Raw genomic sequence first — 22,535 nt, 5'->3', positions numbered from 1 at the left:
TTTATTACCTATTTAATCACAACATAATATTCAATATTACAACCATATTAGTAAAATACTTCCTAATTTAGATATAATAAGGTAATATAGTATTGGCTGGTCGGCCAAACATTAGGAGGTTTGAAAAATGAGGAACTCTATACATTTTCTATTATGACATTACTCTCAGTATTTTTATTGTCCACAGGTGCCTCTGCCTCAGAGAATTATATTCAGTGGGAAAAAGAACCAAACGATAGCTGGGCTACTGGCAGTGTGGTTATGACTTATAACTATGATCAGGCTATAAATAGAGGTTATATCAGCTCAGTAAATGATATTGATTATTGGAAATTTGAATATGGAACTAATCCTAATGGCTATCAAATTGCTTTGCAAGTTCCTGATGGCGGATACAATTACGGAGTAGCAGTATGGGAAAAAATAGATGGAAAATATGTTGAAGTAGCTAGGGACAATGGAGACTTCTACCAAAATGTTTATTTAAACATTCCTGGCTTAAAAAGTGATGGTTCTGTGCCACAATATGTTATTGGGATATACTCGCCATACAACATTATTTATACACCGGATGAATACTATCAACTTGTGGTTTCTCCTCTTTAATAGTTAAACGAGTTTACATGTTTAAATTCAAAAATAATTGAAAAAACTTTCCACTGTATATGTATCTAAAAGAAATCGATAGTAAAGTGTTCAGCAACAATAAATTTAATACGAAAAAGCACCGATTATAAATCGGTGCTTTTTTATTTGTACAAGTGTGATAGTATAACTTTTTATACTAAGTCTCCAAGCTGTTATTAGATTTATTAACAGGAGTTGATATTTTTGATTGGTTCTCTAACAAAAAATCATCAAGGAAGATATACATTACCAGAGAGTCAGTACTTTACAACTGGTGATGAAATTGAGATTAAGATCGAACTAACTTGGATAAAAACAAGAGTACACCATGACTTAAAGGACTATTACTTGATAGACTATCCAACTGTTCCAATGGAAGGATTAATGGCGAGAAAGCCATAATCCTTCTTTTATTAGTTATTTCTTGTTCTTAGGTTTATCCATACGATTTACCACATCTTTTTGCTCCGCCATTGATTCAGTGGTATACAGAGATGTAGTCTCTATATTTTGATGCCCTAGTTGATCACGTAAACCAATAAGCGTTCCACCTTCTAATTGGTATTGTCTTGAAAAAGTATATCTCGCTTTATGAGGAGTGATTTCTTTTCCATATGCCTGTGTATACTTTTTAACCAGTCTAATTAACGTTTGGTTAGACATTTGCTTTACAGTACCATCTGGAGACTTAGCAACAAAAACATATGGATATGTTTCTTTCACATTATAAATCTTAGAACGTTGATTTAAGTAATTGACTAAGTAGGTTAGGGAAGAGGGGCGTATAACTACTGAATCAGCTTTATCTCCTTTACGAATAACGTCTAAGTATTGATCTTTTATATATACATCTTTTAACTTTAGCCCAACTAATTCGTTTCCTCTTATACCACTTCCAAACAATACAGCTAAAATTGCGAGATCTCTAACCTTGTTCATTTCAAAATAGGGTAGCTCTCTCGATGACAAAGTAGCTGTATATTCACCAGAAATAAATTCTAATAATTCATCAATCTCATCTGACTTATAAGTTTTCTTTTCGATACGTTTGCTTCTTCGAGATTTTGACTCTTTTTCTAAATCAACGGTAATTTTCAACATCACGTTTCGATTAAAATAAGGCTCCTGTGTAACTTTATCTTCTGTTTCAACTGTCAGATAATGAAAGAGCGATTTTAAAGCCTGTACGGCTCTCGCTACGCTTGTTTTGCTTCTTCTCTTTGGCTCATCATCATCTTCTCCTGAAAGTATCTCATTTGCCATTTTATCAACGAATAACTCAACGTCTATTTTTTTCAAAGTTGCAAGTGAATCAAAATCAATATCTCGGATACGATCGGCTTCAACAATGCCTTCTTCAAGTAACCAATTAAAGAACTTTTCGATGTTATATAAATAACCACTCAATGTGAGTGGGGAATACTTCTTCTTCTTTGCTTGTATATACTCCTGTACATAATTAGGGAAGAGGGGTGTTGCTTCTTCTATATGTCTCTCAGCTTGAATTACTTTAGGTGTAACTGCTGGCATGAGGATTCACTCCAGTCTTTAATTTCTATCTTTACATATTCAATCTCACATTGATTGAACATGTAACTAAAACTTATTTTAGTTCCATAGTCACATTTTAATTACTATATATGTTATTTTTGTATCACATTTATTCTTTCTCGCTACTTTTTCTACTGCGTTTATCTTTCCAAAAGCTCGAACAGTAAATGTTCTTACTTCATCTAATGTGGTTCTAGCAATTACTTCGTACTTTCGGTATATAATAAGTTCAGTAAAAGGGGTGTATTCTAGATTTTCAGTCAGTGCAATTGTCCAATAGAGTAAAACTAAGGCAAAAATTAATATTATTGAGGTTAACAGAATTGCTTTATTTGTACCTAAACTAGCAATATAAGATATTATATCGAACATAATTTTATCTACGCCTTGCTCTTGTTACGTTAATCTATATCACTTTTGGTATTCATAAATTCTTTCACGTATTTCCATAGATAGTAGGGAGCGGTACTTTTAGTTGTGTTGTTCGTTGTGTAGCTCAATTCAACACTTTCAATATCTGAGTTAGTTACTCTGAATATATGTAAAATTCTCTTTTTCAAGAAAAGATCATCGGTATATGTACTTTTGTTAAAAATGTAATGAACTTCTTCATCTCTAAAACCTTTAACTTTGGGGAATACACCGTAATTAACTATAAGGACATAAGGTAACGTCTCATTTGTTAGCCCCATATAAAACCAAATTGAATTTAAATTAGCTTTATTTAGCATTTCGGAAAACTCATTGAATTTTAGTTTCCCTTGAAGTATTTCTTTACATTTTGAATAAAGATAGTGAATATTTACTTTAGCCCCACATAATGGTATTTTGCCATTCCTTTCATCTCTGTCAGAAGGAGGGAGTAAGGCGTATTTTCCATGGTTATCCTTAATAGTTGGACAATCTGAATGTTTGCCATGTGCAAAATGTGTTTGCATAAATACGGAGCCTTTTGATTTTATCTCTGTTACTTCATCCATACTGGACAGTATGGAAGGTCATTAATTTCATTAATAAAAGAAACTTGCCAATTTTCGATTGAATATATTTTTTTATCTGTTTGATTGCGCGCTATATTTGCCATAAGGACACCTCCAAGGGATAAGTTTATTTTGCCTAAAATACACATGTATATTTTACCACACCCCCGACAAACATGTAACTAAATTGTTATTTAGTTACATGTTTGTAAGGGACAATTCTGCTGCCCCTGCTTTACATTTTGTGTGTACACAACTTAATTGTACCCTAGTATATTTAAGTTAGTCGCTAATTTATGTAGGGCTGGTATATAAAATAAAATTAGTTGATTTAGGCTTAAAAAGTTAGTGCCTTCCTCTATTGTATACAGGAAGGCACTTTTAAATTATGTGTTTTTTAAAATTGTTACTGTTCAATCATAATGGCAGAGTAGTTAATCTACAAATGTTTGTAGATTAACTCTTTTTTGTTTTGATGTTTCGTAAGTCGATTATACGAATATTGATTCCTGTATTCCTGTAATTTTCCATTCAAATCTTAACAAGAATACTTGTTGTACTAAACTGCCCTGTTAGAGCCAGAAAAATGCTGATTTATAACCTTAGGAAATATACACGATTTTATGCATACTAAACGATAAGTCATAAGCGTGTAAATATTGGTGTATCAAGTGTTTACACTTCATGTATAAAAATCTGTATAAATAACGTTCATAAGAAAAGGCACGAAACGTTGAATTAACAACATTGATGGCTTTTAAATGTATGCCCAAACTTGTGTTTGAGGTTTATTTATGTATCCGTTATAAATCCTCGTTGCACTAAAGTACCAAGTTAGGTTAATTAATAATATATTTTTCACTAAATAATAGTAACAAAAAAATTATGCAACGCGTGCAACAACACAACCGACCATAATGAACCTGTCTTTTTATAGACAAAACCAAAAAGTAAACCTATTGCAAAAACATATATATGGGTCCCAGCTATAAAGAGATCATAGAATCCAGCATTGTAAATCCAAATTGGGTAGTGAATGACCAAAAATAGTAAAGCAGTTACAATATTTGCTTTCCAAAAAGCCATTTTTTTATTGATTTCTTGTAAAATTAATCCCCTGAAAACAATTTCTTCAGCTAGCCCTGCCATAAGAAAACCATTAAGGTAATCATCAAAGGATAATGAAAATTGAAATGATTGCTGATTAATAATATATATTTCAAATGCAAAATATAAGCCAACTAACAGTGAAAGAACTACTCCCCAAAATAAACCTCTTTTAACATTAACGTTCACTCTTAAGTAGTCAAATGGGTTAGTCTGTAAATAATATTTTATGTATAACCAAGTTGGAACAATCCATACAAACCCCTTAACCAACGCCTCTAATAATGGGGAGATTATTTCACCGAAAGAATAAATGTAGTCAATTAACCATAATTCTTTAATTGTCCATACCAAATAAAATATGAGTAGAAACCCTATCATTGCTTTTACATCATTATTTTTCACTTTACGTTCAACACTTAATTGCGATTCCATTTCTACCTCCGTTTATGTAATTATTTCCCATTTTTGAATATTGACCGAATTTATTATACCGTAGCTATAAATCGATTTCCTTATTTTGTATAAATGGTGAAACCTAAACTTAGGCATCTCGTTTACGGTAAAATACAATAGCTACTGTAATAAAGATCAGTGTCCATAACATTGAAACACCTGTCCCTTGAATTGGTGTAAGGACATTTATTTCATCAGAGGAAGGCGGCATATACATATAATATCCTGCCGTATCCGGAAAATAATTTTTAATACTGGGTAAAAAATCTCTCAATAATGGACTGACAATGAAATAATGACCAAGCAGTACCACTAAAGCAGGAGTAGTTCGTCTGAGTAGAACACCTATAGCTGCACTGAGAAGGGTGGTTAATGTTAGATAGCTGGTTGCACCTACTAAAGTTTTTATCATAGCGTCTATTTCAATCACTAATGCTGTGTCTCTCATCATAATAAAAGCATATAGTACACCTGATGCAGCAATAATAAACGCCATAGGAATGGTTACAATTGCCAAAGCTAAATGCTTCGTGGATAGTTGAAACCCTCGCCAAGGGATTGTAGTTAAAGTAGTTCGAATCTGTCCACCCGTATACTCTGAACAAGTAGCTAAGATACCTAGAATAATGAACCCTGCTTGAAGATATCCCATAGAAGCAAGTCCTATTTTCAGTATACTTTGCGTTCCTGCTGCCCCTTGTAGACCAGCAGAAGTAAAAGCTGCTGCTAAACCTAAATTTAAAATGAATGACCCCATAAGAGTGAGCCATACCAATGGTAATGTAACTAATTTTTCCAGTTCAGCACCAAGGATTAGTGTTATCTTTCTACTAGAAGAGACACTCATGATGTAACGTCCCTCCTATGGAATACAATGGCTGCGACAATGAAAAGAACAGCTACCCAAGCAAACATGATTAAACCACCTGTGAATGGGGTGTGAAAACTGTCACTCGTAAACATAAACATATCAACGCCAGCCTTATCTGGTAAGTAAAACGCTAATTTTGTAACCTTAGTAAGGAGGTAAGAGACTGTCACAACAGATGAATTTATCATGAGCACAGCAAGCGGGATAATGCCATTCTTAGTTAGAACCGTAATCCCAAATGCTAAAAGAGCAGTAAATATCCAGTAACAAACCGCGCCGATCAGTCTAGATGCTTCAAATGCAGGGGCGTATTCACCAAGAATAAGATTTGTTGCTGACACAGTTGTTAGAATAGCAATAATGGAAAGCAGTATGCTGATCACTGTCACTGCACTTGCTTTTGCCAGCAAAAAGTGGAAACGGGATGAAACAACTGTTAAACTCGTTGTAATCTGATTCCCTCCACCAGATTCACTGCTCTCTGTCAAATACTCACTGCTGACAGCAAGCACACCAAGAATAATGACACCTTGCACACCAAGACCTAAACCAATATAGCCAACTTCCGATAGACGTGTGCTAACTCCCGCTATAATCTTCTCTTTTTGTGCTGTACTGTCCAAGGCAGCAATGACCGCTGGGGCAAATACTCCAATAAGAAAGGCAAGCCAAATACTCGGCAGGGAGAACAATTTAGATAGTTCCGCGTTAAATGCTCTCATACAACATCACCTGCATTTTCAGATGTCAGGGCAAAAAAGGCTTCCTCCAGCGTGGAATGATTACCTATTACTTCTTTCAATGTTCCATTTGCAACAATTTTCCCATGATTAATAATCACCACATCATCAACAGTCTCTTCAAGCTCTCCCATTAGATGACTGGATAGTAACACCGTGTTTCCAGACTCAGCGCGTTCACGTAAAAATGTCCGAATCCAACGAATTCCTTCTGGGTCGAGCCCGTTTACAGGTTCATCTAAAACCAATATTTTCGGATCACCAAGTAGTGCAGCTGCCATTCCAAGTCTTCTCCCCATACCCAGGGAATAATTCTTAATTCTTTTACCAGCTACATTCGTAAGACCTACTATTTCCAGAACTTCCTCGACACGTGAGCGAGATAATCCTGAGGCACGAGCAATCCAACGCAAATGTGCTCGTCCTGTTCGCATACGATGAGCTCCAAATCCATCAAGTGCGGCACCTACTGTTGCTAGAGGATTATGTAATTCTACGAATGGCTTTCCATTAATTAGTGCGCTCCCTGAGGTGGCACGATCTAATCCAAGCAGGATGCGAAGTGTAGAACTTTTACCTGCCCCATTCGGACCTAAAAAACCAGTTACTCTACCTGGTCTAGCTTTAAAACTGATACCTGATAAGATTTCTTGAGTTCCGCGATGTTTGACTAAGTTATTAATCGTAAGCAACCACAACACTCCCTTTCTGTTATGGTTCTAATTATAAAAAAGCAAAGTTAAATCTCGGTTATCTTGCTGTTTACTTCTGGGTTAACTTTAGGTTAAGCTCTCCCAATAGCTACTCTTGTACCATTTTCATTTGATGTAAAGTCAGCTTTCAGCTTCATTTTTTTCAACATATAATTTGAAGCCGATAAACCAATCCCCGCCCCACCCTCATAGGAAGAGTTATCCATACCTGGACCTCTGTCTGCAACAATGATCAGTTCTTTTTCTACATCAACCACAATGTTTGTATATTTTCCCTCTGCTGCATGGCGAAGAATATTCTGAAATAAATTATCCAGAACTCGTGTCATCCATTTAGGATCTGCTTCCCAATAAAAAGTCTTCTCTGTCGGTAAATCAACATCTAACTGAATTTCTTTTTCTTCAAATACAGGATACCACTCAGCGACAGATGCTCTTACTAATCGTACAATATCTGTTGAAGTGGGATGAAAAGGATGTTTCCCTGATGTAAGCAATGTATAGGAAAGTAAATCATCCATTAGATCTCCGACTCTTGTAATCGTATGGTTCATCTCTCCTAATGAGTCTTGCCCTTCAAAACTCATTGATTCTTTATTTAATCTGGTGATATGCCCTCTCAAAATGGTAAGTGGCGTTCGTAAGTCGTGCGATAAATTCGCAATGAGTCGATGGCGTAATAATTCCTCTTCATATTCTCGCTTGCGACTGTCTTCAAGCTGCTGAATCATCCAATTAAAAGAACTTCCTAACTGGTCTATTTCATCCATACTATCCATTTGAACAGATATTGGTTTAGGAAATGAATTATTATTAGCTGAAAATGACATGACTTCCTGTAAGCGGGTGAGACGTTTACGAAGTCTCAAGAAGAACAGCCAAGATATTACAACAAATGCGACAATAATAAAACCAAACAAAAGTACGGTAAAGTAAAACAGATTTAACATATTCATTTCTTTTTCATTGCTAACAGGAACGAACGCAGTGAAGAAAATAAGCACAATAAGAGGAAAAAAGATAAATAGAAAATGCACTTTTAGAAAACGACGAAATAATGATCTATTCTGTTTCATAGTTTCACCCGATAGCCTATTCCCTTCAACGTTTCAATAATTTCTGGGGAATCTGGATGACGTTCCAACTTTTGACGCAATCGATGGATATGCACCATTATTGTTTTATCACCAGTTATGTAAGTTTCGTTCCAAATCGCTTCATAAATTTGCTCTTTTGGTAACACTTGATTAGGGTGGCGTAAGAAATACATTAAAATTTGATGTTGTTTCCCTGTCAATATAATTTCTTCTCCTGTGTACTTGTCATATACCATTTGGACTTCTGGATCTACTTCAATATGATTTCCTAATGCAATTCGTTCGGAATGTATACCACCACTTCGACGGATTAATACTTCTAATCTTGCAACTAATTCATCCGTATGGAATGGTTTCGTTAAATAGTCATCAGCAAATTGTAAACCATCTACCTTATCATCTATTGATGTTCTAGCAGATAACAGCAATATTGGAACAGCAGGAGCTGCCTTTTTTAATCGTTTTCCCACAGTAAATCCGTCTAAACCGGGTAACATGATATCCAAGATAACTATTTCATGCTGATTTACTTCTTTTTCAGCTCCTTCGCCAGAAAGCAGCCACTGAACAGAAAATCCTCGCTGTTCCAATTCTCCTTTTACCCAACTGCCTATTTTCTCATTATCTTCAATATATAACACGCTTCTTTTCAAGTAACATCCCCCTCTCTAAATTTCAAATTTATCTTGCATCATTTACAGTAACAATTGGATGCTTTTGTGTGCGCAAGGTATCACGTTGCTCTACAGCAGTGGAGGAATCTGACATAACTAGGAGAATCCTTTAGGGTGTGATTGAGTTGTGTGAATAAAAAAGAGTTTTGATTTTTAGGGTACAACTAAGTTGTTGATAAAGGTATTTTTGGAGACATAGAAATGCGGGTTTGAAACATTTCTGGGGTACAATTGAGTTGTATGCACACATCTACTTAATTTTAATAAACTCATAATAAAATGCCCTTAAATATTTTGGACTAAGGGCATTTTTGTTTAACAAACTGTTGAATTTATATTTATTATCAATCGATACGTTTTAGCTTTTGAATTTTTGATTCCTCTATCCAAGCATTGTAGTTGTTGTTTTTATTTTACATTAACATCAAAAACAAAAGTCTCTTTTCCTTTATCCCATACTACCTTAAGTTCATAAATATAATAGCCTTCTTTAGATGGCATTGTTATTTTATGGTCATTAATTTCAACATTATCAATTGAACCATCTTCATTCTGTTTAGTTATTGTTATAAAAGAAGGATTTTTTTCAATTTCCAAATCTAATATATCTTTTTTTTCGACATCTATTGTTTCAAAATCATCGGCTAATTTATTTAGATCACGAGAACGTATTTCTGTTATTTTTACATCGTCTTCATCCCATTCGAAATTACTTGAAATCATTGTATATTGTTCTCCGTTCAGAATAATTTTGCCTTCTGGCTGGCTAAATGTACCGTTTGGAAAACCGTTACATCCACTCAAAAGAGTAACAATCAAAATTGAAAAAATTATATATATTTTCTTCATTTCAACACTCCTTTAAATAAAATTATAGACTCAATCATAGTAAATGTTCTTCAGTATCCTTATACGAAAATACGAAAATTATATGTATATTTTTGGATATATGTTATTATTTACATTGTATCACAAATATTGGGGGTTATAAGGATGAAAAAAAGTTTATTGTCAGGTCTTGTTTTAGCAGGTAGTTTTTTATTATTTAATAATGATGCGTTAGCAGCAGAACTAAGCAATTCCACAAGTCAACCATCAGAAGCTGAAGAGAATATCGTTTATTACGATACTGATAAACAAGATATTTTAATCACGGATGAAGTTATTATCAGAACAATCGAGCCAGAAGAATCATTAAAAAGTCGTTTAGGAATAAATACACTAAATAACGGCGTATGGGATTTGCTTGGATCTGAAACGGTTTACTCAAACTCAAGCATTTGGCATTCTACTGGAGGAGATTTTAAAGTAGAAATAGAGCAAACTGATTTCGGTCCAGTAATTTATCAATTAAGGGAAAGCGATCCGTATATAGATGATAATGTAGGGAAACAATACGTGATTTCTGGCTCTAAATATTTCGCATTAGAATATCGAGGTATTTCGGGTTATGTTGATGATGATGGTGTAAAAGGTGCTGCTGAATTTTATATGGCAAAACTAACGCACAAAGGAAATGGATACTTTATGGCGTTTTTTGATTAAAAATAAAGGCTATTTTCTCAAAGATTGTTACTGTTAAAACCAAAAGGCAGATTAGATAAATCTGCCTTTTGGTTTTATATTTTGTGAATCGAAAATTTCACTAAAGTTCTCCTTTACTTTAAGTATATTTCTTCCTAACAGATGAACGAAATGTATTTATTTTTAGACTAAGGCCTCTCCCCGCCATCCTCGGAATAATATTGTTATTTCGCTCTTGCGCTACATTATGCGTTTCTTCTCAGCTTTCTAAAGTTTGATTCGTTCTCATCCATCATAACGAAAAAAGGATGCCTAAAAGACATCCTTTATTCAAATGTTAGAGGAAAATGCACTTTTCTAAAATTCTGGGATAATAGCATTCAAAAAGTAAATTATAATAACGATTATAGCAAGAATAATGAACTCTTTTTTATCGAAATCCTTATTACTCCTGTTTTGATTTATTTTTCTTCTGTAATTTCCCTGCACCTTTTTTTGTTTACTTTTTTTATCTTCTGACATAACCTCCCCCCCCTTTTTTCAATTGTCTCCTTGGGTTTTACTTCAATGACTTCTTTAAAATCAGAATAGAAAAAAATCCCACTACTTCTTCTTGAGTTTAAAAGGAATGTTAAGCTGATTGCTTGCGAGCCACCTATATTTTTTATCAAGGTTATAATCTTTAAATCTTTTGCAAATTCTATTGTTGCAGTTAAGAAAAAACCATAGATTATTAATAATGCCCCTGCTTTTTAGTCAATGAAACGAATCGATTCAGTTCATGGATGTCATTATGATTATGTTACATAACTTCAGATTTATCCATTTTTGTTCTTCCTTTGAATATGGTACTAGTATTATAACTGGTTTTACTGCTCTTCTCACTTTAATTAATTTCTATAATGGTTCTATGGTCACTATCGTATCCACCATCTACAAATGTTTTTTTAGCTGCTTTGCCAATTACATAAGTAGTTGAAGCATCGAATGTTCCACCTACAAAACCACCGAATATTGGAACCATTTTACCTAGATTTACAGCACCCTTTTCACCAGCTTTTGTTATCAATCTAAATCCAACTTTTTGATTGATCTTTGTCATAACTGCACCTGGTATTCTTTTAATTTGTGCTTTACTGAATTTAGTAGCTATATCGATACCAATAGATTTAATTACATCTGCTGCAGATTGGCCGGTAAGACATGCATATACAAAGGTTTGTACTTGATCATCCTTTAAATCATAACCACGTATATGTGCAATTGCAGCGATCATACGCATTTGCATATAAGTTACCGATGCAAGATTTGCAGGTAAAGTGATTGGTAGCGCTGCTATTCCTCCTAATCCAGCTGCAAATCCATTAGCCCCTGCTTTCCCTTGTTGCCATCGTATAAGACTATCAATAGCTTTATCATTTGAACCATGTTTGGAAATATAACTGTTAGCAAGCTCATATACTGAAGCAGAACCAGGAAGTCCATTGAGAACTTTATCATATGTCCAATCTAAGAATTTCTGAACATTTACTTCATTTAGCTCCATTCACTATCCTCCGCTCAAATTTCTAAATTATGTTATATCCACATTCTATCAGAAAGGTGTTATTTCATCAGCGACCAAAACTTTTACATAAATAGACGCAATACAGGCCATTTGCAAAATAACCCACTATCCCCCATTTCAATAAACTACATGTCCTTTATAAAAAAAAGTTCTAATCGTTCACTCTAATGAGCGCTTTAAAATCTATAAGTCCCTTATCGCATGGAAAGGATTAAAAATGTGAAAAACAGTATATAACTACTATATCTTAATTATTTTTTTCATCATCCTTGATAAAAGAAAAAGCAATTAATCCTATTAAATTAAATAAGATGTATAAAAAATTATGGTAATAGGATTAATAGATAGAAAATAAATTAGAAAGAAACGCAATTACATAGTAAATATAATAGTAGTCAATATAAATAGAGAGAGATTCTAGTACAAATAAACGTTGTTATATCAACGTTTACAGCGGTTCTATTAATAAACAATTAAATTATTAATAGAAAACGCTTATTTTTTTTAGATTATTAACCTAACAGAATAAATTATTCAGAAATAATGAAAAAACAAAAAAAGTTATTCACAATATGATTTAAATTCATTTTTAGGGTTGATATTTATCCACAAAGTGAAATGGATTGGAAAATAAAAAAAGAAGCTTTAAATGCTGCGATTTAAAAGCTTTCAGTGTAATCTAGAAATTTATATATATGATACTTTTTTTAAACAACGACAAATAGCCTTTTTCGATGTATTTTTTCGAAAAAAGCTATTAAAGGAATTGAACCGGTACTTCTAATCCTTCGTCTCTGTATGTACTTGCTATGAGTCTTCGTAAAGGAATCTCTTCTTTCATTACTTCTTGAATCTGACTCTTGATAGTTCTTCTAAAGTACGCGCCCAGTACTCGAGCATTTGAACTTTCTATTTTACTAATTGTGTTACTTATAACATCTGGTACCACTAACGCTCCAAATTTCTCAGCTTGATCATTAACTAGAATGGCGCGATATAACGGAGCTGTTAATTCCTGCTGACATGCAAACTGCATATCCTTTAACTCCTTCGTTGAGTATTTAATACTGCTAGATTTCAATAATGAAGAAAGTGTATTGCGTACTGCAGCATTGAACTTTTCATAAGCCACATCTTGCTTTCGTTCGGTAAATGCCGCTTCAGCAAATTTCAATTCATACATATCCTCATGCTCTATTTTGATTTCAATAAGACTCTCTTTGCTTGAGAATACTCGGCGTATCCAGCTTTTAAAAGCATATTTGGATTGCTTTAATTTTTTTATTAGTGTTGCTTTCTTACGTTTAAGTGAAGTGTTCCTTTTATTTGAATACTCACGGAATAAACCATTTAATAAATCAAATACACCCAGTAAACCTCGTACATCGCGTGCTTTTATGAATGTATTTAAAAACGTACCATTAAAAATTGCATTTGGAATACGGAAGTAACTACTGATTTCATTATCCTCTTTGCTCGGAACATGGGCAGCAACCATTGGCAATTGAATGTATGTACGTTCACCGATACGTGTAATAGCTAATAGACCAATTTCAAATAGACGGTGATAGCCATTATGTATGGAGCTATATGGTAAGCCCAATTTTTCACATACTAACTTCAGATTAAATTCAGTTTCATAAATCAGCCCAGCCTCATCACACTGTGAACGCATCAGTAAATATGTAACAACGGAGGAAGCGGTAAGTTTCTTTTGTTGTTCATGATCTTGTTCGTATTCATAGAGTTTTAAAAATTGCTGCTCGGCATCAAAAAACTGGATACCATCTATTACTCTCATGACTTCCTCCTCCTTTTAATATGTATTTTCTTAAAATATGTATGTAATTATTGAAAATGTTTTTAATAATTGTTATGATAAAGTCAATTAAAAAGTCGTTTTAGACAATATGAAAGCAGCCCTCGTTAAGTCCTCTTTTTTAAAGAGTCCTCATTCGAAGGATTTAAAAATTTATTTAGTTTAAAACTTCAATTACACAACCAAGTCTATGGACCATGTGAAAAACGTTTGCCGCGTCTTTTCACACACTGTCAACGAAAACGCCAATTTTCCTTGACAAGAATTTTAAATCTCAACCATTCTGCTGCCAACAGGATGGTTTTTTTCTGTTATTCTTAGCTCTAAGATATTTGAGCGGATGTTTGATAGTAACTTTTTACATACACTCGGATTAGGTTATAGATTATACCGCTACGATTAGCTCCTGTAAGGCGAGTATAGCCTTTATCAAAAGCTTCTGTCACCATGTTATCGATACGAGTTAACACCTTGTTTGGTACTTTGTAAAGATAGCTTGTATCTTCATCATTAGGTGACGGCCATGTATATGAATTTTGGAAAAGCGGACCGGAGCCATCATATTTACGAGTATATTCCAACAGCAACCGATCAAGTGCGGTATTTAAATGTTGAATGTACTCTTCATCCATATACAGATTTAATAACTTCACAACATCGCTTGGCAGTCTCAATAATATAGGCGTACGCATTGTATCCTCCACCTCCAAATTTTCTATATATAGCCAAACTAAAATTCGTATATATAAAAAATATAACAATGAATCGAGGTTTGTACAAGTATTCTTTCTATTTTAGGCAAATTTTTCGAAAGAATATAAGAAGGGACGACAATATAGTTGTTTAATTTTGATGAAAGATGCTTCTATACACTAAAAAATATAACAATAAAGTCATTTGAAATTAAGAGTTCTACAACACTCGTACCAGATTGTTGAATGGCATGACAGATGTTTTAAACGACTTTATTATCATAAAACAAACAGATGCCTCGCTTAATTTACTTTAAACGAGGTTTTTAAAGGAGCTTCCATAAAACATAAATATGTTTTTGGTTTGCAACCCTAATTAAGAAACCCGGTCTCTAAGGGATAGTGAAGATTTGCGAAGAATACGGTAATTTTTATGATTCACAACTGTTAAATGGTTTGGCAGTTTAAGCATCTCTGCATATTCGGTCGGTAATTCCACCATAACTGTCGCTGGTCGAACAGCTATAACTTTCGGGATGTTATTACGAGTAAATTTAAATAAGTCCCCTGTTTTTGAAATCTTTTCCATGTTGTTACTCCTTTATATAAAGAAAGTTTTTTCATTAAAACTACAAATTAAAAACAAAAAAGTACCCATCCAAATAAGCCGTTTGAAAAAACGACTTGATTCTTCAGGGTACTCCTGTTTTAAATATACGGTTTAGAATAACAAATACAGTATACCGTAGGAATTTATATTATTCAATAACAATTGGCTCATTTTGTAAAGCTTCCTTCGCTGACAGCAAGGTATAGTATTCAGCCGGACTCGCTATTAGAAGTACATCATTAAAGCATTTTTCACATACAATAACGTCTGCTATTCGATTAAGCTTCACAGTAGGTTTTAATTTCTTACACTTTGCACAAGTGCAAGTATAAATTATGCTCATGGTATCAGTCCTTATTTTCTAATACTAGGTTTAATAGATATTCTTCACAACTCATTTGTTTTTTTGATGCTAGTGATGAACAGTATTCATACTGTTGTTTAGTCAATGTAACTGGTACCACAATATCGGTGCTAGTTAGTATCATACCCGCTTCGGAACTCTTCACTTCCCCGTCAATCATGAATGGTTGTAAGTCTATGCAGCGACTAGCCAATTCTTCCTTCAGTAGTTTGTATCTGCCTGCACGTGCTCTAACAATAAGATTTTCTTGGTCATATTGAAAGGATAAATTTTCAATGCCGCATAATACATATAATGTATCCATAAATTTAAAGAATTTAGGATTTACCAGACTGATTTGAAAAGTTACCTGGAGTGTAGTATTCCTTAACTTTGAATGGACATTGTATAAAGGTCTTAGCTGATATCTTGCTTTAGCAATTTCAAAATCACATATCCCGGCTGGCGTCCCTATTCCCCATGTCCCATCTTCATAAATTATTCTATATTCTTGCTCCTGCAGGTCACTATAAAAAGGCTGGTGTAAGCAAATATTATCTTTTCTATAGAAGAATGATGTTTTAGGGAATTCTTTTTGATGCATTAGAGCTTCTAATACTTTTTCTTTTACTTCAGTTGTAATATTATACTGTTCTCGATTTCCGTGTTTTACCTTTGGAATGGTTATTCCGGCTTGTTCGACTGTTTTTAGGAGTCGAGAACGTGTGACGTTCAGTTCTTTAGCCAATTGCCCTAAACTCGTACCAGTTGACTGATCAATGCCCCTTTGTTTCAATTTTTCAATGCTTGCAACTGTCACTGTTTTCGGTCCATCAAATGTATCAACAGCTTCAAGTAATCCTTCTTTAATATAGTTATAAATGGTACTTTGACCGAGCCCGAGTTCCTCAGCTGCTTGTGAAATCGAAATAGAAGGCTCTTGTTTATCGATAAATTGAAATGGATGTGTCATCACTCACTGTGTCCCCCTTTAACATAAGATTCTAAAAAAATTGGTTCTGGGATTAATGGTAAAGAAATCGTGTAATTCTGAGCAAGGGTAACAGTGAAGGGAATGCTTTCACCAAGTAACCAAAATGTCAGAGAAACTCGAAATGCTTTAATGGAATGTATCTCAATAAATGTTTGTGTTTTATCATACAACGTTACAGGAATCTTGATTGTAGACAATGCCTCTTTCTCCTCTCATTATTCCTTAAACCCTGTAGACGTCACATAATTAGGTATAGACCAAATTAGAAGTCCTTCAGCTTTAGCTTTCTTTTCAGCCCCTTGTAGCACAGTCAATTTAGATGTGTTGGGAGGGAACACATAGCCTACACGAGCATATCCTTCGCGGACTAAGCTTTCTTGTATCAATAAATCTCCTACATATACATAAGCTAATAATCTACCATAATCATCAACTTTATTACCTACATCGAACATTATTGATACCCGATCTTGCCTTAGCAATTCAGTATTTCGCTTAGATGCATCTTTTCCATAAGGTTGCTCTCCTTTTGTTGGATGGACACTTTCAGGGGTGTCGATTAATAAATAGCGGACTGTCATTTCGGTGTAATCGCCAGCTCCTTTTTTAAACAATGAGGCAGGGATATCGTGTTCTAGTAGGTCGGCTTTGGAAATACGTGCTTTTAAGGTATCACCGTCTATAGCAATCACTTTATCTATTAAAATTTTATCATTTGAAGCGGTTTGCGAAGTAGAGGAATAAATTCCCTCTGGATAATTTAAGATATTTTCCCAATCCTCTAAGATAGGAACTTCCTGTGCCTCTAATTGGATTTGTAAATCCTGATCATCGGTTACTAACTTCTTTAAACGAGAAATACCCTCACAACCACCTAATATCAAAAATATACTTAAATTTGCAATAATCGAAGCATACAGAAATAACTTTTTCATATAAGCCCTCCTCGTATAAATAAACTACGTATAAATTGACGGGCGTCTTAAAAAGTGATTTCTTGATATACAAAAAATGTTTGTTCAGGCTCAACCATACCTATGAATATGCGCATATCAGATTGGTGAAGGTATCTTATTGACATATAATTCAATTCGACTAGCTCCTGTATATCTATAGATGTCAATTCCACATCCATAAATTCAATGTCAATCAGTTTGTGGGGTACTGCTTCGCTTGAAGCGATCAAAATACAGCGGTGCTGAATTGGAGCACTTTGCTTCGGTGTTAATTTAATACGTTCTGGTAATGTTTTAGTTATCATTTTATATCCTCCCAAGTTGATATAGAAAGTGATTGAAACTGGCATATTCACTTTCTATATCGAAATTCGTATGTTTTCCTCAATTCAAAGTAGTGAAAAATTAATTATTTTATATTGTTTTAGTCGCAGCAAATCAATAATGAAAAGGAAGTAATAGTCCGCCTAAATTTTCTATTATAAGATTTGATTGAAATAAAGAAGTTTCTTCATTTGACATAGTGGCTCTTGTATACTCATTCTCTTCGCTACCCTTTGTATAATTTGGATTAATATATAAAGTAAGAGTACGCATAATTTTATTGTTTCTATGAGCTACATAATACTGAATATATCGAAAACCAAATAAATCCTCTCCATCTGCGTATCTTGAAACGATCGTTCGGTGCTCGTCCCAAAACTCCATACTCCTTCACCTCACTTATTGGACAATTTCTGTCTGACATGGTCCTCAATTGTTCAGCAACTTTGATTTCCGAACTATATATAAACCTCAATTTCATCATCAATAGTGGATTTTGAATAATCTATCTTATTTCCATCTTCCACTCCAGCCGCATAAGCAACGATTTCTTCGATTTTCGGCATTTTGTAGCTGAGTGTTCCATCAAAGGATTTAGAAAGTTCATTGTAGCTATCTTCAACAACTTTAGGTGTTAGGAGAATTAATCCGTATTCTTCTTGCAATGCTGTTCGTTGAGAATCTAATTTTTGTTGGAGCCCATCTAAGAATCCTCGTAAGTAGGAACCTTTAAGTTGCATTGTATAGGACTTTTCACGAATAAAATTGTTTACTAAATAAAATTCATCAATGAAGCGTTTTACATAATGGTCCATTGCATCATTTGCTAATACATAGATTTCTTTGGCTATTTTCACATCATGATCTAAGCCAAAGAACATAATTGTTCGCTTCACCCTGCCGTTATTGCGTTTGTTGTTATAATAAAATTTAACTCTGAAGTTATCCGATACAATTGAAGCTAATCGTTTTTCATACCAATACAATGTTTTGTAAGCAGTCGTTTGACCTTCCACAATCTTTACATCCTCTTTATCTTCAATGTCTGATGTTTCAATGTTATATTTCATCATCATTTTTTGCGCTAATACAAAGGCTGCCTGTGCTTCATCTTCATTTGCGTTGTCCTCTGCTGTTGCTAACAGACCCTTGATTTTTCTAATAATCGCATCTAACTTTTCCTCTTTCATAAAGTAATCCCACCTCCGTATTGCTCAACAGAATGTATACTGAACATTTTTCTTAATTATTCATTCATCTGTTTAGCTAAATCAAACCAGCTAAACATACTTCTAATATCTTTTTCGCAAACTCTTAATTCACCGTACTCGCCATTTTTTAATCGACATCTCATAACAATTTCATCAGTTTGATAACCCATAGTAAAACTCATAAGATTTAATTTCATAGGCTGAGGATTTAGAGCATTGCCTTTAATTTTTTCATAAAATCGCTTATTAGGCATTTATCTCACCTTCCTGTACAACATGTTTGATTGATCAATAATACTCCCCGTTGATTAATGGAAGCTGAAGTTTTTCAAGAAATCATAAGTCTCCTTTACAGTGTGAAATAACTCATGTATCTCAGCACTTTTCACCTCAAACCAATTTTCGCAGCGCTCAATTGTAAAGCAACCAATGTTGAATGTAGAGCCAACACTCTGAGAATCGATTTGTTGAAAAAGTGGATCAGATGTTTCCCCCAGCAAATGAGGAGAGTAAATTGAAATATTATTAATCATAAATATCATCCTTTCGAGTTTCTTCCTATTAAAAAGAGAAGAAACTCAAGTTAAGTTTCTGTAACATAAATAATTAATGTTATGAAAACATTATATAATTATGTATTAGGAGATGCAAGTGTTAAATCGTAATTTTCTTTTCTTTCATCTGAATCCGGCATCGATCGATAATTGTGAAACGCAACTAGAAATGTGTTGGGGATATCGTTTTATTAATTAAAAAATCGGAATTTATTTTCGATATTTAAACTCCTTTATAAAATATTATGTATTTATTTTTAAAGCTTTTACTTTTATTGAATTATAGTTATATATTTATATTTACTAAAAATAAAATTATGTATAAAAACTAATATAGAAATATTATAAATAAATGTAGTATTTTTTTATTTTCTTTCTGTATACATTAAACGTATGTCTTTTACATTTCTTATATGGAATAAAGAATCTGTTAAACACTCTCGAATATTTTTATATTTTCAGTTCATTTGTGCAATGGATGTTTCATTTATCTCTCCTCCTAATTTTAAACATAAAAAAAAGCACTCTCTCAAGAATGCTTTATAAGTCAGGTTATATTGTTGTCTTGTAAAACTTTATATCTTTATCGAAATATTACAATTTTTCAAACTATAAAAATTCGATTTTAGTGTCTATTCCTATCAATTTTTAACAATAAAGAAATTTTATTTATAATAATACAATTAATTAATTGATAAACTCACCATCGTTATAATATTTGAGTTTTTGGCATAGCTTATATCTGTTACAGAAGTACTACCAGCTTCTAACGATTGAACTCTTAACATTGTACTTGAGGCAGAGTAGATATATCCAAGTCCAGGTGTCCAGTGATAATCATAATCATATTTTGCACCAGGTTTCCAAGTAGAAAACCATTTATCAAACTTTACTGCAATCGGTCTATTATTATCTATTTCAGTCTTATATGAGTAAAAATTATTAAAACTACTTGTTGTAGCTGAATATCCTCTTGCAATCGCTTCATTTTCTAGACCTGAACGCACACCATTTACACTCATACCATAGAAAGCGCCACCACGATTAGCATACATGCTATTAATAAATGCCCCTTTAGTTGTATAACCACTGTTCCAAACTTGTAATTTAGATTTTAATTTCTTATCATGCCAGTACTGTAATATTACTGCCATAGTAGTTGGACCACATGCAGAACTTTGGTAACCTGATTTAACATCTGGATCATATTGAGAAAATATAGGAGATGACAATAATGCCGAACCGTATCCATCACCCGTAGAAGCTAATGTATTCATCAATGGAAAGCTTAAATCTTGTTTAATTTCATTTGTCGAGAGATCTTCATCTTCCGATTTAATATACTCTATAATTTGATTTGTATCATCAGCACTAACTATACTAAAACCACCAAAATAGTAATAATTTTCATCCCCTAATTCAAAGACATCTCCATTACCTTCTCCACCTAAAAGAACGGTTGAATCTTCTTGTGAATTGGAAATAATAGCGAAATATTCTTGACCACTTAAACTTTCTATACCATAATACTTCGCAAAGTTTGTTCCATTAATATCAAAGACTTCTCTTTCCGACGTAATATTGAAGTCTGAAGCTTCTAAAGAATATCCAACTTTCATATAATCATTCAATACAATATTCGATTCAGACGAAACTACTGACTGATTTTGTTCTTCAACATAGGTATTCTCATTTTCTTCAGCATTTACAGTAGATACTGTTAACATTGAAAATAATAGTACAACCAAAAATATTCCCATAAATCTCTTCGAATTATTAAACACTTTAACCCCTCCGTCTTATAGTTTTTTTAAACCTTAACTAAAATCGAATTTAAATAGTTATATCCTTAATGTTACTTCTTTTCCAGTTAAAAGTAAAATAGGTATTTACTATATTTATGTTCTCTTCTTCGTTTGTCATTAAATTACACTCCCTCTATTTACGAATCTCACATAGTAGAAAATTAATGGAGATACAAAAAAGAGCCTGTTAAACAGACTCTAGAGTACCTTTTTTAATTTCAATTCATCATTACTTATATTTCTAGTAATCTACAAAACATCCACAACCGCCAATGTCCCACATGTCGCACTGAACAGGTAGTTTTTCTAATTGATTTAAAGTCATTGTCTTAATGTAAGAATACGGCTTGTTTATTGGATTACCTTTACTATCATTGCCAACTCCGACTGGATGATAGGTAATCAGCGGATTCTAATATATTTTTTATTTTGAAAGGTTTTATCCCGGTTGACAGATACTTATATACGTCCTCGAATAAGTAAGAACAAGCGATACTTTTAGGAAAGGCAGGAGCTGGCATATTGGCCGTTACACTCGGTGTGGATACCTTCTCTAATTCACACTCTGAACATGTGCGTGCACCTACCTCTTTGCCGTTTTCATTAACTATAAGAAACGTAATATCAATATTCACATTCCACTTAGTTGATGAAAACCTGTCTTGATTTCTGCGTCTGTAGCAAATGCTCCTTTATTCATATTCCACTTAGTTGATGAAAAACCTAGCAATACATCGATTAAGGTGCTTCCGTCCTCATAATTCACATTCCACTTAGTTGATGAAAAACTTGATTTGTTTAGCTATTGCTCTTACCATTTTTACATTCACATTCCACTTAGTTGATGAAAAACTAACCTCTGCTTTAACGTCATGTGTCGCCATACTCTATTCACATTCCACTTAGTTGATGAAAAAACTGAGATACAAGGGCGTACACTAGTCAACCTAATTTAATTCACATTCCACATAGTTAATGAAAAACCGTCAACTTTCGTAATTTACTAGAGTATGTAATCAATTCACATTCCACTTAGTTGATGAAAAACCAGAGCAACAGCTACAAAAGACCCTGCTAGAATGATATTCACATTCCACTTAGTTGATGAAAAACGCGCTGAGTTTGCGACATTCTTATCTCGCATGTTTGAATTCACATTCCACATAGTTGATGAAAAACTTGTTTTACGCAGTATAAGCCAACGCAGCAATATCCATTCACATTCCACTTAGTTGGTGAAAAACATAATCTGCTAAAATACCGATGATTTCAGTCGCTTTATTCACATTCCACTTAGTTGATGAAAAACATTATCTTCCC

At 33.5% G+C, this 22,535-nt stretch carries 28 protein-coding genes and 1 CRISPR repeat array (1 of these 29 running past the window's edge); of the genes, 3 read left to right on the top strand and 25 right to left on the bottom strand.

What is annotated here, in order from left to right; all coding sequences use genetic code 11:
- Positions 1 to 120: 120 nt before the first annotated feature.
- Entirely contained in the window at positions 121 to 606 is a 486-nt protein-coding gene (locus ACQKMI_RS23110) for a hypothetical protein (RefSeq protein ID WP_427492747.1), read from the top strand.
- A gap of 225 nt (positions 607 to 831) precedes the next feature.
- On the top strand, positions 832 to 1,029 hold the full coding sequence (locus ACQKMI_RS23105; protein ID WP_427492745.1) for a DUF5348 domain-containing protein: 198 nt from the start codon (positions 832 to 834) through the stop codon (positions 1,027 to 1,029).
- Between the two features lie 15 nt (positions 1,030 to 1,044).
- On the opposite strand, the gene xerS is transcribed toward ACQKMI_RS23105, so the two are convergent.
- From xerS to ACQKMI_RS23055, 10 genes are all read right to left on the bottom strand, one after another.
- Positions 1,045 to 2,157 (bottom strand): tyrosine recombinase XerS, encoded by a 1,113-nt coding sequence (gene xerS / locus ACQKMI_RS23100; RefSeq protein WP_427492743.1) that lies wholly within the window; start codon positions 2,155 to 2,157, stop codon positions 1,045 to 1,047.
- A gap of 90 nt (positions 2,158 to 2,247) precedes the next feature.
- Positions 2,248 to 2,550, bottom strand: coding sequence for a hypothetical protein (locus ACQKMI_RS23095; RefSeq protein WP_427492741.1), 303 nt, complete (start codon positions 2,548 to 2,550; stop codon positions 2,248 to 2,250).
- A 29-nt stretch (positions 2,551 to 2,579) separates the two neighbouring features.
- Entirely contained in the window at positions 2,580 to 3,158 is a 579-nt protein-coding gene (locus ACQKMI_RS23090) for a hypothetical protein (RefSeq protein ID WP_427492739.1), read from the bottom strand.
- Between the two features lie 861 nt (positions 3,159 to 4,019).
- Positions 4,020 to 4,700: a CPBP family intramembrane glutamic endopeptidase gene (locus tag ACQKMI_RS23085; protein WP_427492737.1), complete on the bottom strand. Its 681-nt coding sequence runs from the start codon at positions 4,698 to 4,700 to the stop codon at positions 4,020 to 4,022.
- Between the two features lie 109 nt (positions 4,701 to 4,809).
- Positions 4,810 to 5,568, bottom strand: coding sequence for an ABC transporter permease (locus tag ACQKMI_RS23080; RefSeq protein ID WP_427492735.1), 759 nt, complete (start codon positions 5,566 to 5,568; stop codon positions 4,810 to 4,812).
- Complete coding sequence (locus tag ACQKMI_RS23075) at positions 5,565 to 6,314, bottom strand: ABC transporter permease (protein ID WP_427492733.1); 750 nt, start codon at positions 6,312 to 6,314, stop codon at positions 5,565 to 5,567. Before ACQKMI_RS23075 ends, ACQKMI_RS23080 begins: the two co-directional genes overlap by 4 nt.
- A complete protein-coding gene (locus ACQKMI_RS23070; RefSeq protein WP_427492731.1) occupies positions 6,311 to 7,033 on the bottom strand; it encodes an ABC transporter ATP-binding protein in 723 nt (240 codons plus the stop codon). The genes ACQKMI_RS23075 and ACQKMI_RS23070 overlap by 4 nt, the downstream gene beginning before the upstream one ends.
- 83 nt (positions 7,034 to 7,116) lie before the next feature.
- The gene (locus tag ACQKMI_RS23065; RefSeq protein ID WP_427492729.1) at positions 7,117 to 8,121 is read right to left on the bottom strand and encodes a sensor histidine kinase; all 1,005 of its coding nucleotides are present in this window, start codon (positions 8,119 to 8,121) and stop codon (positions 7,117 to 7,119) included.
- Entirely contained in the window at positions 8,118 to 8,795 is a 678-nt protein-coding gene (locus ACQKMI_RS23060; protein ID WP_374967274.1) for a response regulator transcription factor, read from the bottom strand. Before ACQKMI_RS23060 ends, ACQKMI_RS23065 begins: the two co-directional genes overlap by 4 nt.
- A gap of 429 nt (positions 8,796 to 9,224) precedes the next feature.
- Positions 9,225 to 9,665, bottom strand: coding sequence for a hypothetical protein (locus ACQKMI_RS23055; RefSeq protein WP_427492727.1), 441 nt, complete (start codon positions 9,663 to 9,665; stop codon positions 9,225 to 9,227).
- 144 nt (positions 9,666 to 9,809) lie between these two features.
- Between ACQKMI_RS23055 and ACQKMI_RS23050 the strand changes: the two genes are divergently transcribed.
- The gene (locus ACQKMI_RS23050; RefSeq protein WP_427492725.1) at positions 9,810 to 10,361 is read left to right on the top strand and encodes a hypothetical protein; all 552 of its coding nucleotides are present in this window, start codon (positions 9,810 to 9,812) and stop codon (positions 10,359 to 10,361) included.
- Positions 10,362 to 10,697: 336 nt separating this feature from the next.
- Here ACQKMI_RS23050 and ACQKMI_RS23045 read toward each other — a convergent pair whose 3' ends face one another.
- From ACQKMI_RS23045 to ACQKMI_RS22975, 15 genes are all read right to left on the bottom strand, one after another.
- Positions 10,698 to 10,862 carry a hypothetical protein gene (locus tag ACQKMI_RS23045; protein WP_427492723.1) on the bottom strand — a complete coding sequence of 55 codons (165 nt, stop codon included), beginning with the start codon at positions 10,860 to 10,862 and terminating at the stop codon, positions 10,698 to 10,700.
- 364 nt (positions 10,863 to 11,226) lie between these two features.
- Positions 11,227 to 11,886: an EcsC family protein gene (locus ACQKMI_RS23040; RefSeq protein ID WP_427492721.1), complete on the bottom strand. Its 660-nt coding sequence runs from the start codon at positions 11,884 to 11,886 to the stop codon at positions 11,227 to 11,229.
- A gap of 778 nt (positions 11,887 to 12,664) precedes the next feature.
- A complete protein-coding gene (locus ACQKMI_RS23035; RefSeq protein ID WP_427492719.1) occupies positions 12,665 to 13,708 on the bottom strand; it encodes a hypothetical protein in 1,044 nt (347 codons plus the stop codon).
- 341 nt (positions 13,709 to 14,049) lie between these two features.
- Entirely contained in the window at positions 14,050 to 14,418 is a 369-nt protein-coding gene (locus ACQKMI_RS23030) for a hypothetical protein (protein ID WP_323650287.1), read from the bottom strand.
- A 376-nt stretch (positions 14,419 to 14,794) separates the two neighbouring features.
- A complete protein-coding gene (locus ACQKMI_RS23025; protein WP_323650286.1) occupies positions 14,795 to 15,007 on the bottom strand; it encodes a DUF2187 family protein in 213 nt (70 codons plus the stop codon).
- Between the two features lie 169 nt (positions 15,008 to 15,176).
- Positions 15,177 to 15,317 carry a hypothetical protein gene (locus ACQKMI_RS23020; RefSeq protein ID WP_427492717.1) on the bottom strand — a complete coding sequence of 47 codons (141 nt, stop codon included), beginning with the start codon at positions 15,315 to 15,317 and terminating at the stop codon, positions 15,177 to 15,179.
- 58 nt (positions 15,318 to 15,375) lie between these two features.
- Positions 15,376 to 16,344 (bottom strand): hypothetical protein, encoded by a 969-nt coding sequence (locus tag ACQKMI_RS23015; RefSeq protein ID WP_427492715.1) that lies wholly within the window; start codon positions 16,342 to 16,344, stop codon positions 15,376 to 15,378.
- Positions 16,344 to 16,562, bottom strand: coding sequence for a hypothetical protein (locus ACQKMI_RS23010; protein WP_323650282.1), 219 nt, complete (start codon positions 16,560 to 16,562; stop codon positions 16,344 to 16,346). The genes ACQKMI_RS23015 and ACQKMI_RS23010 overlap by 1 nt, the downstream gene beginning before the upstream one ends.
- 18 nt (positions 16,563 to 16,580) lie before the next feature.
- Positions 16,581 to 17,300: a thermonuclease family protein gene (locus tag ACQKMI_RS23005; protein WP_427492713.1), complete on the bottom strand. Its 720-nt coding sequence runs from the start codon at positions 17,298 to 17,300 to the stop codon at positions 16,581 to 16,583.
- 47 nt (positions 17,301 to 17,347) lie between these two features.
- Positions 17,348 to 17,626: a hypothetical protein gene (locus ACQKMI_RS23000; protein WP_323650281.1), complete on the bottom strand. Its 279-nt coding sequence runs from the start codon at positions 17,624 to 17,626 to the stop codon at positions 17,348 to 17,350.
- Positions 17,627 to 17,759: 133 nt separating this feature from the next.
- Positions 17,760 to 18,029 carry a hypothetical protein gene (locus ACQKMI_RS22995; protein WP_323650279.1) on the bottom strand — a complete coding sequence of 90 codons (270 nt, stop codon included), beginning with the start codon at positions 18,027 to 18,029 and terminating at the stop codon, positions 17,760 to 17,762.
- Between the two features lie 74 nt (positions 18,030 to 18,103).
- Positions 18,104 to 18,835 carry a DUF2786 domain-containing protein gene (locus ACQKMI_RS22990; RefSeq protein ID WP_323650278.1) on the bottom strand — a complete coding sequence of 244 codons (732 nt, stop codon included), beginning with the start codon at positions 18,833 to 18,835 and terminating at the stop codon, positions 18,104 to 18,106.
- A 56-nt stretch (positions 18,836 to 18,891) separates the two neighbouring features.
- On the bottom strand, positions 18,892 to 19,110 hold the full coding sequence (locus ACQKMI_RS22985) for a hypothetical protein (RefSeq protein WP_323650276.1): 219 nt from the start codon (positions 19,108 to 19,110) through the stop codon (positions 18,892 to 18,894).
- A 54-nt stretch (positions 19,111 to 19,164) separates the two neighbouring features.
- The gene (locus ACQKMI_RS22980) at positions 19,165 to 19,389 is read right to left on the bottom strand and encodes a hypothetical protein (RefSeq protein ID WP_323650275.1); all 225 of its coding nucleotides are present in this window, start codon (positions 19,387 to 19,389) and stop codon (positions 19,165 to 19,167) included.
- Between the two features lie 704 nt (positions 19,390 to 20,093).
- The gene (locus ACQKMI_RS22975) at positions 20,094 to 21,194 is read right to left on the bottom strand and encodes a C39 family peptidase (protein WP_427492710.1); all 1,101 of its coding nucleotides are present in this window, start codon (positions 21,192 to 21,194) and stop codon (positions 20,094 to 20,096) included.
- 650 nt (positions 21,195 to 21,844) lie between these two features.
- Positions 21,845 to 22,535: direct repeats of the CRISPR family, unit length 29 nt; unit sequence ATTCACATTCCACTTAGTTGATGAAAAAC; it runs 515 nt beyond the window's last position.

Origin of the sequence: Lysinibacillus sp. NPDC097214, assembly GCF_050277945.1 — a bacterium.
In the GTDB taxonomy this organism is placed as follows: Bacteria; Bacillota; Bacilli; order Bacillales_A; family Planococcaceae; genus Lysinibacillus; species Lysinibacillus xylanilyticus_B.
The sequence above is the reverse complement of the archived record's forward strand: the minus strand, read 5'-3'. Positions and strand labels throughout refer to the sequence as shown.

Coding starts and splice junctions, on each gene's coding strand:
- xerS (WP_427492743.1), bottom strand. CDS start 2,157: ATGCCAGCAGTTACACCTAAAGTAATTCAAGCTGAGAGACATATAGAA.
- ACQKMI_RS23095 (WP_427492741.1), bottom strand. CDS start 2,550: ATGTTCGATATAATATCTTATATTGCTAGTTTAGGTACAAATAAAGCA.
- ACQKMI_RS23090 (WP_427492739.1), bottom strand. CDS start 3,158: ATGGATGAAGTAACAGAGATAAAATCAAAAGGCTCCGTATTTATGCAA.
- ACQKMI_RS23085 (WP_427492737.1), bottom strand. CDS start 4,700: ATGGAATCGCAATTAAGTGTTGAACGTAAAGTGAAAAATAATGATGTA.
- ACQKMI_RS23080 (WP_427492735.1), bottom strand. CDS start 5,568: ATGAGTGTCTCTTCTAGTAGAAAGATAACACTAATCCTTGGTGCTGAA.
- ACQKMI_RS23075 (WP_427492733.1), bottom strand. CDS start 6,314: ATGAGAGCATTTAACGCGGAACTATCTAAATTGTTCTCCCTGCCGAGT.
- ACQKMI_RS23065 (WP_427492729.1), bottom strand. CDS start 8,121: ATGAAACAGAATAGATCATTATTTCGTCGTTTTCTAAAAGTGCATTTT.
- ACQKMI_RS23055 (WP_427492727.1), bottom strand. CDS start 9,665: ATGAAGAAAATATATATAATTTTTTCAATTTTGATTGTTACTCTTTTG.
- ACQKMI_RS23050 (WP_427492725.1), top strand. CDS start 9,810: ATGAAAAAAAGTTTATTGTCAGGTCTTGTTTTAGCAGGTAGTTTTTTA.
- ACQKMI_RS23045 (WP_427492723.1), bottom strand. CDS start 10,862: ATGTCAGAAGATAAAAAAAGTAAACAAAAAAAGGTGCAGGGAAATTAC.
- ACQKMI_RS23040 (WP_427492721.1), bottom strand. CDS start 11,886: ATGGAGCTAAATGAAGTAAATGTTCAGAAATTCTTAGATTGGACATAT.
- ACQKMI_RS23035 (WP_427492719.1), bottom strand. CDS start 13,708: ATGAGAGTAATAGATGGTATCCAGTTTTTTGATGCCGAGCAGCAATTT.
- ACQKMI_RS23030 (WP_323650287.1), bottom strand. CDS start 14,418: ATGCGTACGCCTATATTATTGAGACTGCCAAGCGATGTTGTGAAGTTA.
- ACQKMI_RS23025 (WP_323650286.1), bottom strand. CDS start 15,007: ATGGAAAAGATTTCAAAAACAGGGGACTTATTTAAATTTACTCGTAAT.
- ACQKMI_RS23015 (WP_427492715.1), bottom strand. CDS start 16,344: ATGACACATCCATTTCAATTTATCGATAAACAAGAGCCTTCTATTTCG.
- ACQKMI_RS23005 (WP_427492713.1), bottom strand. CDS start 17,300: ATGAAAAAGTTATTTCTGTATGCTTCGATTATTGCAAATTTAAGTATA.
- ACQKMI_RS23000 (WP_323650281.1), bottom strand. CDS start 17,626: ATGATAACTAAAACATTACCAGAACGTATTAAATTAACACCGAAGCAA.
- ACQKMI_RS22995 (WP_323650279.1), bottom strand. CDS start 18,029: ATGGAGTTTTGGGACGAGCACCGAACGATCGTTTCAAGATACGCAGAT.
- ACQKMI_RS22990 (WP_323650278.1), bottom strand. CDS start 18,835: ATGAAAGAGGAAAAGTTAGATGCGATTATTAGAAAAATCAAGGGTCTG.
- ACQKMI_RS22985 (WP_323650276.1), bottom strand. CDS start 19,110: ATGCCTAATAAGCGATTTTATGAAAAAATTAAAGGCAATGCTCTAAAT.
- ACQKMI_RS22980 (WP_323650275.1), bottom strand. CDS start 19,389: ATGATTAATAATATTTCAATTTACTCTCCTCATTTGCTGGGGGAAACA.